General features: G+C 40.6%; 7 protein-coding genes, 2 tRNA genes and 4 rRNA genes. 12 read left to right on the top strand and 1 reads right to left on the bottom strand.

Annotated elements, in window-relative coordinates; genetic code table 11:
* Window positions 1–5: 5 nt before the first annotated feature.
* The 7 genes from rrf (AC4PG5_RS07095) (at window position 6) to rrf (AC4PG5_RS07065) (ending at window position 6,817) form a co-directional block, all read left to right on the top strand.
* A 5S ribosomal RNA gene (gene rrf, locus AC4PG5_RS07095) occupies window positions 6–116 on the top strand.
* 143 nt (window positions 117–259) lie between these two features.
* A complete protein-coding gene (locus AC4PG5_RS07090) occupies window positions 260–412 on the top strand; it encodes a hypothetical protein (protein WP_492030773.1) in 153 nt (50 codons plus the stop codon).
* 1,346 nt (window positions 413–1,758) lie between these two features.
* Window positions 1,759–3,282 (top strand): 16S ribosomal RNA (locus tag AC4PG5_RS07085).
* A 143-nt stretch (window positions 3,283–3,425) separates the two neighbouring features.
* Window positions 3,426–3,499 (top strand) — tRNA-Ile (locus tag AC4PG5_RS07080).
* A 44-nt stretch (window positions 3,500–3,543) separates the two neighbouring features.
* Window positions 3,544–3,617: transfer RNA gene (locus AC4PG5_RS07075), tRNA-Ala, on the top strand.
* 126 nt (window positions 3,618–3,743) lie between these two features.
* Window positions 3,744–6,625: ribosomal RNA gene (locus tag AC4PG5_RS07070) — 23S ribosomal RNA — on the top strand.
* Window positions 6,626–6,706: 81 nt separating this feature from the next.
* Window positions 6,707–6,817 (top strand): 5S ribosomal RNA (gene rrf / locus AC4PG5_RS07065).
* The 16S, 23S and 5S rRNA genes sit together here with 2 tRNA genes alongside, the layout of an rRNA operon.
* 190 nt (window positions 6,818–7,007) lie before the next feature.
* On the opposite strand, the gene AC4PG5_RS07060 is transcribed toward rrf (AC4PG5_RS07065), so the two are convergent.
* Entirely contained in the window at window positions 7,008–8,162 is a 1,155-nt protein-coding gene (locus AC4PG5_RS07060) for an IS256 family transposase (RefSeq protein WP_492028251.1), read from the bottom strand.
* A gap of 715 nt (window positions 8,163–8,877) precedes the next feature.
* On the opposite strand from AC4PG5_RS07060, the gene AC4PG5_RS07055 reads away from it, so the two are divergent.
* The 5 genes from AC4PG5_RS07055 to leuB all read left to right on the top strand — a co-directional run bounded on the left by AC4PG5_RS07055 (window position 8,878) and on the right by leuB (window position 15,095).
* Window positions 8,878–10,374, top strand: coding sequence for a 2-isopropylmalate synthase (locus AC4PG5_RS07055; RefSeq protein WP_492028250.1), 1,497 nt, complete (start codon window positions 8,878–8,880; stop codon window positions 10,372–10,374).
* A 34-nt stretch (window positions 10,375–10,408) separates the two neighbouring features.
* Entirely contained in the window at window positions 10,409–11,803 is a 1,395-nt protein-coding gene (gene leuC, locus AC4PG5_RS07050; protein ID WP_492028249.1) for a 3-isopropylmalate dehydratase large subunit, read from the top strand.
* Window positions 11,804–11,851: 48 nt separating this feature from the next.
* Window positions 11,852–12,442: a 3-isopropylmalate dehydratase small subunit gene (gene leuD, locus AC4PG5_RS07045; protein ID WP_492028248.1), complete on the top strand. Its 591-nt coding sequence runs from the start codon at window positions 11,852–11,854 to the stop codon at window positions 12,440–12,442.
* Window positions 12,421–13,953, top strand: coding sequence for a hydroxymethylglutaryl-CoA lyase-like TIM-barrel protein (locus tag AC4PG5_RS07040; protein WP_492028247.1), 1,533 nt, complete (start codon window positions 12,421–12,423; stop codon window positions 13,951–13,953). Before leuD ends, AC4PG5_RS07040 begins: the two co-directional genes overlap by 22 nt.
* An 80-nt stretch (window positions 13,954–14,033) precedes the next feature.
* Window positions 14,034–15,095 (top strand): 3-isopropylmalate dehydrogenase, encoded by a 1,062-nt coding sequence (gene leuB / locus AC4PG5_RS07035; RefSeq protein ID WP_492028246.1) that lies wholly within the window; start codon window positions 14,034–14,036, stop codon window positions 15,093–15,095.
* Window positions 15,096–15,295 lie beyond the last annotated feature (200 nt).

Below are 15,295 nucleotides of genomic sequence, written 5' to 3'. Positions count from 1 at the left end.
CTTTTTTAGGTGGTTATAGCACGAGGGTTCCACCTCTTCCCATTCCGAACAGAGAAGTTAAGCCTCGTCACGCCGATGGTACTGCGTAACAGTGGGAGAGTAGGTAGCCGCCATTTTGATTGACCCTTCGATTCAGTAATGTTTCGAAGGGTCTTTTTTTTGTGCCCTGCCGTGCCGTTGTCTTGGGTATCGGTCTGGGCTGTCTGGTGCAACTAGTACCCTTAATCGTCAGTTTGCTTCAACCAAATTGAACTCCAAAATGGAGAAGCAAGGTAGCGGATATATTAAAGATAATTCTGCTGAGATGAATACATTCTTTGATCCTTCCGGTAAAGAGACGACTGATATGTTCCTCTATTTCAGTCCTGTCTTGTGCTGCCCGCGCTGTTTTGTACCATGCAATAGTGTTTGAACTTGTCTTACCTTGCCTTCTTATCTAATCCAATCCAATGTTGTGCTACATTATCTCATACCATCCCATCCCATCTTATTTCATTCCATCCCATTCCTTCGATGCTATGTTATCTCCTATCGTGCCATGTCTTTTGACCCCGTCCATGAATCTGATGCAGCTTTTCTTCTTCAAACCTCCATTGATAGGCCCCGATTGAATATACAGATGAAGAGACATTGACTGATGTTAGGTACACCTACATCTACATCTTACCGCGCATGATTGCCACGCTGTACATTATCACTGTACATAACTACACGTAATAACCCACATTACACAAACGTGCATAGTTATGTGCGATTGCATATAACGTATATCGTTACATCTGACAGATCTATTGATCCAGCCAGTTTAATCAATATACTCTTATATTCACATAATCACCATAAATGCCTTTGGACTACTTTGAATAGCCCTGAATTATTCAGAATCCTTATCCATCTCTTATTCTTTATGGGTAATTACCGTTGTAAGCCATGATTAGAGTCGTACTATAACTCCAATATTTTGTCGATTGATTATTTACGGATTTGTTTCCTTTTGAAGGTGATATTGTTGTTGTGTGTTTCCTTTTCGATATAATAATTTAGTCTCACTTGTTGCATGACTATCTAATTTGATGATTCAATATCGTTTTATGCGTTCTAAAAGATTTTTAGCTAAATATTGATTTATAGATAGTTATATTTCATTGATTCTTTTTTTTACAAATAAAGTTCAATAAAATTTGAATATGTACAATTAATGCTCTACTTTTGCATCCGCTTTGCAAGAGAGACAAAGCCTTTTGATTGACATTTTGCTTTGGTTCGATGGCCGAATGGGTTCTCCGGATACTTTTTTCAGTAGTTTCCTTTTGAGGTGACTTTGATTCGCTTTAAAAATTAAATTAAAAATAACTTCGAAAAGAGTTGTTGTTTTAATATTAAAGTTTGTATCTTTGCAGTCCGATTCGCTTAGGTTTTCAGCCTTTCGATTTTGAATGGTTCTTTCGCAAGAGAGTTTACTGATTTGAAGTTGAAAAAACCTGAAAGATTAACTTTAAAAAAAACTTTCCAAAACGTTTGGTGGTTTGCTTAAAGAGTTTTACCTTTGCACCCGCTTTTGAATCGAAGATTTGATCAGAAGCCACGTTCTTTGAAATATTGATAAACAATACAAGTAGTACAAGTAAAAAACAAGAACCGTCAATACTTATTATTAGGTATTATTAGATCGTCAATAAATTTTTACGGTATCCTGAACAGAGCTAAAAAGGTATTGGCTTTTATTTATATAAGAGTTAATATTCAAACAATATTATTACAATGAAGAGTTTGATCCTGGCTCAGGATGAACGCTAGCTACAGGCTTAACACATGCAAGTCGAGGGGCATCAGGGATTAGCAATAATCTGCTGGCGACCGGCGCACGGGTGAGTAACACGTATTCAACCTTCCGATAACTCGGGGATAGCCTTTCGAAAGAAAGATTAATACTCGATAGTATATTTTCTTCGCATGTTGAAAATATTAAAGAATTTCGGTTATCGATGGGAATGCGTTCCATTAGGCAGTTGGCGGGGTAACGGCCCACCAAACCTACGATGGATAGGGGTTCTGAGAGGAAGGTCCCCCACATTGGAACTGAGACACGGTCCAAACTCCTACGGGAGGCAGCAGTGAGGAATATTGGTCAATGGACGGAAGTCTGAACCAGCCAAGTAGCGTGAAGGATGACTGCCCTATGGGTTGTAAACTTCTTTTATATGGGAATAAAGTGCGCCACGTGTGGTGTTTTGTATGTACCATTATGAATAAGCATCGGCTAACTCCGTGCCAGCAGCCGCGGTAATACGGAGGATGCGAGCGTTATCCGGATTTATTGGGTTTAAAGGGAGCGTAGGTGGGCTGGTAAGTCAGCTGTGAAAGTTTGCGGCTCAACCGTAAAATTGCAGTTGATACTGTCAGTCTTGAGTACAGTAGAGGTTAGCGGAATTCGTGGTGTAGCGGTGAAATGCTTAGATATCACGAAGAACTCCAATTGCGAAGGCAGCTGACTAGACTGTTACTGACACTGATGCTCGAAAGTGTGGGTATCAAACAGGATTAGATACCCTGGTAGTCCACACAGTAAACGATGAATACTCGCTGTTTGCGATATACAGTAAGCGGCCAAGCGAAAGCGTTAAGTATTCCACCTGGGGAGTACGCCGGCAACGGTGAAACTCAAAGGAATTGACGGGGGCCCGCACAAGCGGAGGAACATGTGGTTTAATTCGATGATACGCGAGGAACCTTACCCGGGCTTAAATTGCAAATGAATATAGTTGAAAGATTATAGCCGCAAGGCATTTGTGAAGGTGCTGCATGGTTGTCGTCAGCTCGTGCCGTGAGGTGTCGGCTTAAGTGCCATAACGAGCGCAACCCTTATCTTTAGTTACTAACAGGTCATGCTGAGGACTCTAGAGAGACTGCCGTCGTAAGATGTGAGGAAGGTGGGGATGACGTCAAATCAGCACGGCCCTTACGTCCGGGGCTACACACGTGTTACAATGGGAGGTACAACAGGCAGCTACACGGCGACGTGATGCTAATCCCCAAAACCTCTCTCAGTTCGGATTGGAGTCTGCAACCCGACTCCATGAAGCTGGATTCGCTAGTAATCGCGCATCAGCCACGGCGCGGTGAATACGTTCCCGGGCCTTGTACACACCGCCCGTCAAGCCATGAAAGCCGGGGGTACCTGAAGTACGTAACCGTAAGGAGCGTCCTAGGGTAAAACTGGTAATTGGGGCTAAGTCGTAACAAGGTAGCCGTACCGGAAGGTGCGGCTGGAACACCTCCTTTCTGGAGCGATACCGTTCAAATGACGATTAATGGTTCTTGGTTTTTGTACTACTGGTACTTGTTTATTTAAGATATAGATCTTTAATAAGGATAAACAAGAGATAAAAAGAAGCCGGGCCTATTTTAGGCACGAGTGTACTGACAGTCCTATAGCTCAGTTGGTTAGAGCGCTACACTGATAATGTAGAGGTCGGCAGTTCAACTCTGCCTGGGACTACCGATGTACGAGATTTGGATGACCATCTCTTTTTTTGTTACTTCGGGGGATTAGCTCAGCTGGCTAGAGCACCTGCCTTGCACGCAGGGGGTCAACGGTTCGAATCCGTTATTCTCCACCTTTTCTTTGAGACATAAGAAAAACGATCTTTGACATGTTGTACAAAAAGTAAAAATTTAGTAAGAGCTAAAAGTATATATCAAACTTTACGCATGTTACTTTTATAGTAACAGTGAACGTTTGTAAGAAAGTAAATAAGGGCGCATGGCGGATGCCTTGGCTCTCGGAGGCGATGAAGGACGTGATAAGCTGCGATAAGCTGCGGGTAGGTGCAAATAACCTTTGATCCGCGGATTTCCGAATGGGACAACCTGATATTTTGAAGAAATATCATCCTGATTATGTCAGGAGGCTAACGCAGGGAACTGAAACATCTTAGTACCTGTAGGAAAAGAAAATAATAATGATTCCCCTAGTAGTGGCGAGCGAACGGGGAACAGCCCAAACCATCCATGTTACGGCATGTGATGGGGTTGTAGGACCACGTTGTGGAATCTGTTTAAATGAGAAGAATGATCTGGAAAGTTCAACCATAGCGCATGATAGTTGCGTATTCGAAGTTTAAAAGATCCTAGTGGTATCCTGAGTAGGGCGGGACACGTGAAATCCTGTCTGAATCTGCCGGGACCATCCGGTAAGGCTAAATACTCCCGAGAGACCGATAGCGAACCAGTACTGTGAAGGAAAGGTGAAAAGCACTTCGAATAGAAGAGTGAAATAGTCCCTGAAACCGTGCGCCTACAAGCGGTCGGAGCAGCTTTATGCTGTGACGGCGTGCCTTTTGCATAATGAACCTACGAGTTACTTTTACCGGCCAGGTTAAGGATCTTGAGATCTGCAGCCGAAGCGAAAGCGAGTCTGAATAGGGCGTATAGTCGGTAGGAGTAGACGCGAAACCAAGTGATCTACCCTTGACCAGGTTGAAGGCTAGGTAACACTAGCTGGAGGACCGAACCAATAAGCGTTGAAAAGCTTCTGGATGAGTTGAGGGTGGGGGTGAAAGGCTAATCAAACTTGGAGATAGCTCGTACTCCCCGAAATGCATTTAGGTGCAGCCTCGTGAGTTACTAATGTGAGGTAGAGCGACTGATAAGATGCGAGGGCTTCGCCGCCTATCAAGTCTTGATAAACTCCGAATGCGCATTAGTTTAATCACGGGAGTGAGGGCATGGGTGCTAAGGTCCATGTCCTAAAGGAGAAGAATCCGGACCACCAGCTAAGGTCCCCAAATATACACTAAGTTGAACTAACGAAGTCAGATTGCTAAGACAGCTAGGATGTTGGCTTGGAAGCAGCCATTCATTTAAAGAGTGCGTAACAGCTCACTAGTCGAGGAGTTTGGCGTGGATAATAATCGGGCATTAAGTGTATTACCGAAGCTGTGGGATATGTAAATATCGGTAGGGGAGCATTCCACTACGCGTTGAAGGCCAAGCGTAAGCTTGTCTGGAGCTTGTGGAAAAGCAAATGTAGGTATAAGTAACGATAAAGGGGGTGAGAAACCCCCTCGCCGAAAGACTAAGGTTTCCTGATCAACGCTAATCGGATCAGGGTTAGTCGGGTCCTAAGGCTCAGCCGACAGGTGATGCCGATGGCAGAACAGGTTAATATTCCTGTACTACCTTTAAGAGTGACGTGGGGACGGAGGAGTGACAATGCCGCGAACAGACGGATGTTCGTTAAAGGGTGTAGATGTTGATCGATACAGGCAAATCCGTATCGAGAGTCGAACCTGATAGTATGGAGCGTTCTTCGGAACAATTCAATAGCGCATGTAACCATACTCCCAAGAAAATCCGCTAAACATAATCTTTGAGGTACCCGTACCGTAAACGGACACACGTAGTTGGGTTGAATATACTCAGGCGCTTGAGTGAATCACGGTTAAGGAACTAGGCAAATTGACCCTGTAACTTCGGGATAAAGGGTCCCACAGCGATGTGGGCGCAGAGAATAGGTCCAGGCAACTGTTTAACAAAAACACAGGGCTGTGCAAAATCGAAAGATGAAGTATACAGCCTGACACCTGCCCGGTGCTGGAAGGTTAAGAGGAGATGTCATCGCAAGAGAAGCATTGAATTGAAGCCCCAGTAAACGGCGGCCGTAACTATAACGGTCCTAAGGTAGCGAAATTCCTTGTCGGGTAAGTTCCGACCTGCACGAATGGTGTAATGATCTGGACACTGTCTCAACCGTGAGCTCAGTGAAATTGTAGTATCGGTGAAGATGCCGATTACCCGCGATGGGACGAAAAGACCCCGTGAACCTTTACTATAGCTTAACATTGAATTTGGGCCATTGATGTGTAGGATAGGTCGGAGACTTTGAAGCAGGTACGCTAGTATTTGTGGAGTCGCTGTTGAAATACGACCCTTTGATTGTTTGAGTTCTAACTCGCTTTTGCGAGGACATTGTTTGGTGGGTAGTTTGACTGGGGTGGTCGCCTCCAAAAGTGTAACGGAGGCTTCTAAAGGTACCCTCAGGACGATTGGTAACCGTCCGTAGAGTGTAATGGCATAAGGGTGCTTGACTGGGAGACAGACAAGTCGATCAGGTAGGAAACTAGAGCATAGTGATCCGGTGTTTCCGCATGGAAGGGACATCGCTCAAAGGATAAAAGGTACTCCGGGGATAACAGGCTGATCCCTCCCAAGAGCTCATATCGACGGAGGGGTTTGGCACCTCGATGTCGGCTCGTCACATCCTGGGGCTGGAGAAGGTCCCAAGGGTTGGGCTGTTCGCCCATTAAAGTGGCACGCGAGCTGGGTTCAGAACGTCGTGAGACAGTTCGGTCTCTATCTATCGTGGGCGTATGAAATTTGCGTGGCTCTGACACTAGTACGAGAGGACCGTGTTGGACTGACCTCTGGTTTACCAGTTGTGCCGCCAGGTGCATCGCTGGGTATCTAAGTCGGGATCGGATAAGTGCTGAAAGCATCTAAGTACGAAGCCGGCCACAAGATTAGATTTCTTAGGGTCGTTATAGACGATGACGTTGATAGGACGCAGGTGTAAAGGTGGCAACATCAAAGCCGAGCGTTACTAATTGCCCGTGCACTTTCTTACAAACGCGCGTTGTTTGTTATATCCATTTAGCTATCCTTTTTAGGAGTCTAAATTTTTACTGTACACATGTCATAACCTTTTTTAGGTGGTTATAGCACGAGGGTTCCACCTCTTCCCATTCCGAACAGAGAAGTTAAGCCTCGTCACGCCGATGGTACTGCGTAACAGTGGGAGAGTAGGTAGCCGCCATTTTGATTGACCCTTCGATTCAGTAATGTTTCGAAGGGTCTTTTTTTTGTGCCCTGCCGTGTCTTGCCGTTGTCTTGGGTATCGGTCTGGGTCGTTTGTTGCCACGAGTACCCTTTGATACCGTTTGTCTGGTAATGTTCAGAAAAGTGTGTATGTTTTATTTCTTAGGCATAAATATTTCTCAAAAATATAATTATTCTGTTTTGATAAAAAGCTTTGATTCAAGAAAGTTGTAAATTGGATATTTAAATACATCTTTATTCATAGCCACATTGCCAAGCAATAATATCACAGAATCATAGTTTGGCATCGCGCCACGCATTTTCAGCACTCTTTTAAAATCCTTATTGAGTCGTTCAATCCAATTGGTTGTATATATCATACCTCTTATTTCTCTCTCATATTTGAAATAAGTGAAATAGAATTTGTACCTTTCATGTTTATACCTTTTAAGCATGGGGTAACTCTTCACCCATTTATCTATAAAATCTAGGAATTGTTTATGTGAGCTTTCAGGGGTGACCAAATCTTGATCTGGCCTAAATACTATCTGCATTTCAGCCGCAATTATTTTTTTATCTCGAGGTTTAATTTTCCCCAATATATTCCTCTTTAAATGCACCGTGCACAATTGGATATCTGCACCAGGAAATGCATGTGCGATAGAATTTTCAATACTAGATAAGCCATCGCATACAAATAAATTAATCTCACTAACTCCTCTTTCTTTTATATCATCGAATATATCAAGCCAGTTGGAAGCACTTTCGGTTGGGAAATTCACAATTGATAAGACCTCACGAGTTCTATCTTCTTTTACTCCTAATATTACGTAGTATGCTTCATTTGAAACCGAGTCATTGCGCCTGGTGGCAACATACGTAGCATCAATATAAACGATTGGATAACGTGCATCTAATCTACGGTTCAGCCACGCAGAAACATCTCCACGTGCCGTATCAAGGAGCCGGCTTACTTGACTCTTACTATAATGCTTACCGTAAAATTCCTCAGAGATATCACCAACTTGCTTGGTGGTCAAGCCTTGAGCGTATAAACTACAAATTAAGCGCTGAACTTCAGCTTCTTGATCTTTAAGTACCCCTAATAAAACAGGATAAAAGTTGCTCTCACGACTCCGAGGAACGCGAATCTCAAACATTTGACCGCCATGACATACTCGACGATCACGATAGCCATTACTCACATCATCAGTCTGAGAATTATAAATCTTACGCTCTGATTTCATTAAGGATTCCATCCCTAAACGGATTAATTCCTGAAATCCTTCTTTACCATTTGTAAGTGAAGAAATAATTTCAGACATTTGTTCTTGTGTAAATTCCATTTCTCTTTCATTTTAGGTTACAATACAAATCTAAGAAATATTGGGATTTACACACTTTTTAAAACGCTATCCAATACCATGGCATCTTGTCTTGTGCTGCCCACGTTGTTTTGTACCATGTCATGTGTTTTAAATCCATTCATGAATCTGATGCAGCTTTTCTTCTTCGAACCTCGGTTGATACGACCCTATTGAAAAATGCAGAAGGGACGTCGACTGAAACTAAACAACTTTTATTCTATCTCTTCTTTGTTTAAAACTCTTTTTCAGGCTGATCTCTCCTTTTAAACTTCTTTTAACTCCACCGAGAATCTTCGAATGGATTAATCTTATCCATTTAATTTATTGGTATAATCTTTTCTATTTAAGGCATGGATGCAATCAATGTGTTTGTTGTTTATATGTAATAAATATGATATTTTTATATAGATACAATTGATTTTGTTATAAAATGATTGATAATTCATCGAAAATACTACATATTATTTGGATCTTTTAAAATATTCTATACCTTTGTGAAATCAAACAAAAATGATTAGAAAATGAATTCTATTTTTGTACATATTCTGCTTTCTGGTATTATTATTCTGCTATCGAGGTTTAGTGGAAGTGAGTGCTGTGTGTAGATATGTAGATTAAAATATTCGAAAGCCTTTCTCACTTCCAAGTGAGAAAGGCTTTTTTTTTGATTACTATTTATATAAAAGATATAACCATGGATAATAGATTATTTATTTTTGATACGACTCTTCGTGATGGTGAACAAGTTCCCGGTTGTCAATTGAATACTGTTGAAAAGATACAAGTAGCCAAGGCTCTTGAAAGCTTGGGGGTGGACGTCATTGAGGCTGGTTTCCCTGTTTCAAGTCCTGGCGATTTTAATTCAGTCATTGAAATATCGAAGGCAGTAACGTGGCCCACAATCTGTGCATTGACACGAGCTGTAGAGAAAGACATTGATATTGCAGCTGAAGCCCTAAAGTTTGCAAAACACAAGCGCATTCATACTGGGATAGGTACGTCTGATTCTCATATTAAATATAAATTTAATTCTAACCGTGATGAAATCATCGAAAGAGCTGTTGCAGCAGTGAAGTATGCTCGACGTTTTGTTGATGACGTAGAGTTTTATGCAGAGGATGCCGGGCGTACAGATAATGAATATTTAGCTAGAGTTGTTGAAGCTGTTATTAAAGCTGGTGCAACGGTAGTCAATATTCCTGATACTACAGGTTATTGTTTACCCAATGAATATGGGGAAAAAATTAAATTTCTATTAGAAAATGTGAATGGTATACACAATGCTATTATATCTACTCATTGTCATAATGATTTAGGAATGGCCACAGCTAATACAATGGCTGGTATCTTGAATGGAGCACGTCAAGTAGAAGTAACAATCAATGGTATTGGCGAACGTGCTGGTAATACTGCTTTGGAAGAGGTTGTGATGATCTTGAAGAGCCATCATGATATAAATATTGAAACCAATATAAATACGCAAAAGATTTATCCGACCAGTAGAATGGTTTCTAGTTTAATGAATATGCCGGTACAAGCTAATAAGGCGATTGTTGGTCGAAACGCTTTTGCTCACTCATCTGGCATTCATCAAGATGGAGTTCTTAAGAATGTTCAGACTTACGAAATTATTAATCCGAATGATGTGGGTATTGATGATAACTCTATTGTATTGACAGCTCGTAGCGGTCGTGCTGCTTTAAAAAGTCGTTTGTCGGCTTTAGGAGTGAAATTAAATCAAGAGCAGTTGAATTTGGTATATGCTGATTTCTTAAAATTAGCAGACAAAAAGAAGGATATCAATGATGATGATGTTTTATTGCTTGCGGGTGCCGATAGAAATAGTAATCATCGAATTAAATTGGAGTATTTACAGGTGACGAGTGGTGTTGGAGTACGTTCGGTTGCTAGTATCGGATTGAATATTTCTGGTGAAAAATTTGAAGGATGTGCAAATGGAAATGGTCCTGTTGATGCCGCGATTAAAGCTTTGAAGAAGGTTATAGATCGACATATGATTTTGAAGGAATTTACTATTCAAGCAATAAGCAAGGGCAGCGATGATATGGGTAAAGTACATATGCAAGTGGAATATGATAATCAAATCTATTATGGCTTTGGGGCGAATACAGATATTATAGCAGCATCAGTTGAAGCTTATATTGATTGTATCAATAAATTTAGAGTTTAAGGGTTTAGTTTTTTACATATAAAATAATTAATGAATGAATACGTTATTTGATAAGATCTGGGATAAGCATGTCGTGATGCAGGTGAATGATGGTCCTGCACAATTGTATATTGATCGTTTGTATTGCCATGAGGTTACTAGTCCTCAGGCTTTTGAGGGGCTTCGTAAACGGGGATTAAAATGTTTTCGTCCGGAGAAAGTCTTTTGCATGCCTGATCATAACACACCAACACATGATCAAGATCAGCCGATTGAAGATTTAATTTCTAGGGATCAAGTTGAAACATTAGCTAGAAATGCCAAAGAGTTTGATCTCATGCATTTTGGTATGATGGATCAACGTAATGGTATTATTCATGTCGTTGGTCCTGAACGCGGCTTGACTTTGCCGGGCATGACGGTTGTTTGTGGAGATTCTCATACTTCAACCCATGGAGCTATGGGAACTGTAGCTTTTGGTATAGGTACGAGTGAAGTGGAAATGGTATTAGCTTCACAATGTATTCTTCAATCCAAACCTCTAACGATGCGTATTAATATTGAGGGTAAATTAGGTAAAGGGGTAACTCCTAAAGATGTGGCTTTATATATGATGGCGGAACTAACGACTGCAGGAGCTACGGGGTATTTCATTGAGTATGCCGGGAATGTCGTTCGTGAAATGAGTATGGAAGGCCGATTAACGCTTTGTAATTTATCGATTGAGATGGGGGCTCGTGGAGGAATGATCGCTCCAGACCAGATTACTTTTGACTATATTAAAGGAAGAGAATATGCTCCTAAGGGAAAAGATTGGGATGAAGCTTTATCTTATTGGCAAACTTTAAAGAGTGATGCGGATGCTGTATTTGATAAAGAAATTTATTTTGATGCTAATGATATTTCTCCAATGATTACTTATGGTACTAATCCCGGAATGGGAATGGGAATAACTGGTGAAATTCCGACAACAGAACACATGAGTTCAGTGGAGAAAGTTTCGTTTGAGAAGTCGATGGCTTATATGGGATTTACTCCGGGTGAGAAAGTGTTAGGAAAGAAAGTTGATTATGTCTTTTTAGGAGCTTGTACCAATGGGCGAATAGAAGACTTTAGAGCATTTTCAACTCTTGTAAAAGGTCGGAAGAAAGCTGAAAATGTAGTCGCTTGGTTAGTTCCGGGATCTTGGATTGTTGATCGTCAAATTCGTGAAGAGGGGCTGGACAAAATTTTGTCTGAGGCAGGTTTCGAAATTCGTCAACCAGGTTGTTCAGCTTGTTTAGCGATGAATGATGATAAAGTTCCAGCAGGGAAATACGCGGTATCGACTAGTAATCGAAATTTTGAAGGTCGTCAAGGCCCTGGTTCACGTACACTGTTAGCTAGTCCGTTGGTTGCTGCTGCAGCTGCTGTGACAGGAGTGATTACCGATCCTAGGGAATTGATTTAAGTTCAATGGTGTTAGCGTTACTGATAAATGTGATAATTATAGAAGAATATGAAAAGAAAATTTAATATATTAAGAAGTACTTGTGTTCCCTTGCCGTTAGAAAATGTAGATACCGATCAGATCATTCCTGCCCGCTTTTTGCGTGCAACCGATCGTGAAGGATTTGGAGAAAAACTTTTTTATGATTGGCGTTATGATAAAGAAGGAAATGTTATTGATGATTTCGTATTGAATAATCCGAATTATGGTGGAGAAGTTTTAGTTGCCGGCAAAAATTTCGGATCAGGATCTAGCCGCGAACATGCGGCGTGGGCTATTGCTGACTATGGGTTTAAGGTTGTCGTTTCAAGTTTCTTTGCTGATATTCATAAAAATAATGAATTAAACAATTTTGTTTTGCCTGTTGTTGTGAGTGAATCCTTTTTGGCTAATTTATTTGCTTCAATAAGTGGAAATCCTGAAATGCAAGTGGAAGTTGATCTTCCAACGCAAACGATTACCAATCTTTTGACAGGTGAAAAAGAATCTTTTGAGATTAATACTTATAAAAAACATTGTTTAATGAATGGGTTAGATGACATTGATTTCTTATTAAGTAATAAAGAACGAATTGAAACATGGGAAAAGGGGTCAAAATAGAGATCATGGACACCACTTTGCGAGATGGTGAACAAACAAGTGGAGTCTCTTTCGTCCCGCATGAAAAATTAATGATTGCTCGTCTACTTCTGGATGATTTGAAAGTTGACCGAGTAGAGGTTGCTTCTGCCCGAGTGTCTGATGGTGAGTTTGAGGCGGTTCGGATAATCTGTGATTGGGCCGGCAAACGGGGCTTATTACATCAAGTTGAAGTGCTTGGATTTGTTGATGGGGGAGCATCAGTCGATTGGATTTATAACGCTGGTTGTCGGGTGGTCAATTTACTATGTAAAGGTTCATATAAACATTGTACTCAGCAATTAAAGAAAACTCCGGAGGAACATTTAGAAGATATTCTTGAAGTTGTTGACTATGCTGATAAAAAAGGCATTGCTGTTAATATCTATTTAGAGGATTGGAGTAATGGGATGAAAGATAGTCCGGATTATGTATTTAAGTTAATGGATACGCTTCGGAAAAGTTCGATAAAGCGCTACATGCTTCCTGACACTTTAGGTATACTCAATCCACTTCAAGTGATTGAATTTATGCGAAAAATGAAGAAACGCTATCCAAATACGCATTTTGACTTTCATGCGCATAATGATTATGATTTGGCTGTTAGCAATGTTTTGGCTGCCGTTTTAAGCGGAGTTAAAGGACTTCATACCACGATCAATGGATTAGGTGAACGAGCTGGAAATTCTCCATTATCAAGTGTACAAGCTATTTTGAAAGATCATTTTAATGCGGTTACCAATATTGATGAGAGCCGTTTAAACGATGTGAGTCGAGTAGTGGAATCTTATTCCGGTATTACTATTCCTGCTAATAAACCGATTGTAGGAGAAAATGTATTTACTCAAGTGGCCGGTGTACATGCTGATGGAGACAATAAAAACAATCTTTATTGTAATGATCTATTGCCTGAGCGTTTTGGGAGAAAACGTGAATACGCACTTGGGAAAACAAGTGGTAAAGCTAATATCAGAAAGAACCTTAAGGATCTTGGATTGGAGCTAGATGAAGAGTCTATGCGTAAAGTTACCGAGCGAATTATTGAATTGGGCGATAAGAAAGAACTGGTTACTCAAGATGATTTGCCATATATCGTGGCTGATGTCTTGAAGCATGGCGTTTCTAACGAACGTGTTCGCTTAAAAAGTTATTTGGTGACGTTAGGCTACGGACTTAAGCCCGTAGCTACATTAAAGATTGAGATTAATGGATGTGAATATGAAGAGAATTCCAGCGGAGATGGTCAGTATGATGCTTTTGTACGTGCTTTACGTAAAATCTATAAAGTCACTTTAGGACGAAAGTTTCCACGACTAACGAATTATGCTGTGACGATTCCTCCCGGTGGACGGACAGACGCTTTTGTGCAAACAGTGATCACCTGGGAGTATGAGGACAAGGTCTTTAGAACACGAGGCTTAGATGCAGACCAGACAGAAGCAGCGATTAAAGCGACTCTGAAAATGTTGAATATGATAGAAAATGAATACTAAAAAAGTGTTCTCTGTTCGAATAAATTGTATATTTATAAAATAAAGAATTAACGTATAGAACGTTTTAAAAAAGATAAGATATGAATTTTAATATTGCAGTATTGCCAGGAGATGGTATTGGACCTGAGATTGCAGAACAAGGAGTTAATGTAATGAGTGCTATTTGCCGTAAATTTGGTCATCAGGTTGATTTTACCTATGCTATTTGTGGAGCACATGCTATTGATCAAATCGGAGATCCTTTTCCTGAAGAAACTTACCGTGTGTGTAAAGAAGCTGATGCTGTTCTATTTGCAGCAGTGGGGGATTTGAAGTTTGACAATGATCCTACAGCTAAGGTTCGTCCGGAACAAGGCTTATTAGCCATGCGTAAGAAATTGGGCTTATTTGCTAATATTCGCCCCATACAAACGTTTAAATGTTTACTTCACAAATCACCATTGCGCGCTGAATTAGTTGAAAATGCCGATTTCCTCTGTATTCGCGAATTGACGGGTGGTATGTATTTCGGCGAGAAGTATCAAGATGACGAGAAAGCTTATGATACGAATTTGTATACTCGTTCTGAAATAGAACGTATCTTAAAGGTCGCATTTGAATACGCGATGAAGCGCAGAAAGCATTTAACTGTAGTTGATAAGGCTAATGTGTTGGCTTCATCACGTTTATGGCGTCAAGTCGCTCAAAAGATGGCTTTAGAATACCCGGAAGTCTATACCGATTATATGTTTGTTGACAATGCAGCTATGCGCATGATTCAAGAACCTACCTTCTTTGATGTATTGGTTACAGAAAACACTTTTGGCGACATTCTTACAGATGAAGCATCGTGCATTACTGGATCTATGGGGCTTTTGCCTTCAGCTTCCACTGGAGAAGGGACACCCGTTTTTGAGCCTATTCATGGATCTTGGCCACAAGCTAAGGGGAAAAATATAGCTAATCCGATTGCCCAAATCCTTTCTGTAGCTATGCTATTCGATTATTTTGATTGTAAAGAAGAGAGTGAACTTATTCGAAAAGCGGTTGATGAATCTTTAGAATGTAATGTTCGTACACCGGAAATACAAATTGATGGTGCAGGCGTTTTTGGCACAAAAGAAGTTGGGCAGTGGATAGTCGATTATATTGATCGGGTTTAATTTTGCTTTGGACTTAACTGAGAAGAAATAATATCTCTCTTCTATTAAAAAAGACTAATGTTTTTAATAAATATTAGTCTTTTTTTTCTGTTTAATAAGATCTTGTTGTTACTTTGTAGGCTTGTTAGATTTGAATAATTAAAAAAGATTGATTATGATTATTTGAATCTGATTGTTTATATACAATGAATAAATGCTGT

Source organism: Bacteroides sp. QWL-09, assembly GCF_058683585.1.
This window is presented reverse-complemented; position numbering and strand designations above follow the sequence as displayed.

Bases quoted from the DNA above. Each gene is read 5' to 3' on its own strand.
- AC4PG5_RS07090 (WP_492030773.1), top strand. From the start codon at position 260: ATGGAGAAGCAAGGTAGCGGATATATTAAAGATAATTCTGCTGAGATG.
- AC4PG5_RS07060 (WP_492028251.1), bottom strand. From the start codon at position 8,162: ATGGAATTTACACAAGAACAAATGTCTGAAATTATTTCTTCACTTACA.
- AC4PG5_RS07055 (WP_492028250.1), top strand. From the start codon at position 8,878: ATGGATAATAGATTATTTATTTTTGATACGACTCTTCGTGATGGTGAA.
- leuC (WP_492028249.1), top strand. From the start codon at position 10,409: ATGAATACGTTATTTGATAAGATCTGGGATAAGCATGTCGTGATGCAG.
- leuD (WP_492028248.1), top strand. From the start codon at position 11,852: ATGAAAAGAAAATTTAATATATTAAGAAGTACTTGTGTTCCCTTGCCG.
- AC4PG5_RS07040 (WP_492028247.1), top strand. From the start codon at position 12,421: ATGGGAAAAGGGGTCAAAATAGAGATCATGGACACCACTTTGCGAGAT.
- leuB (WP_492028246.1), top strand. From the start codon at position 14,034: ATGAATTTTAATATTGCAGTATTGCCAGGAGATGGTATTGGACCTGAG.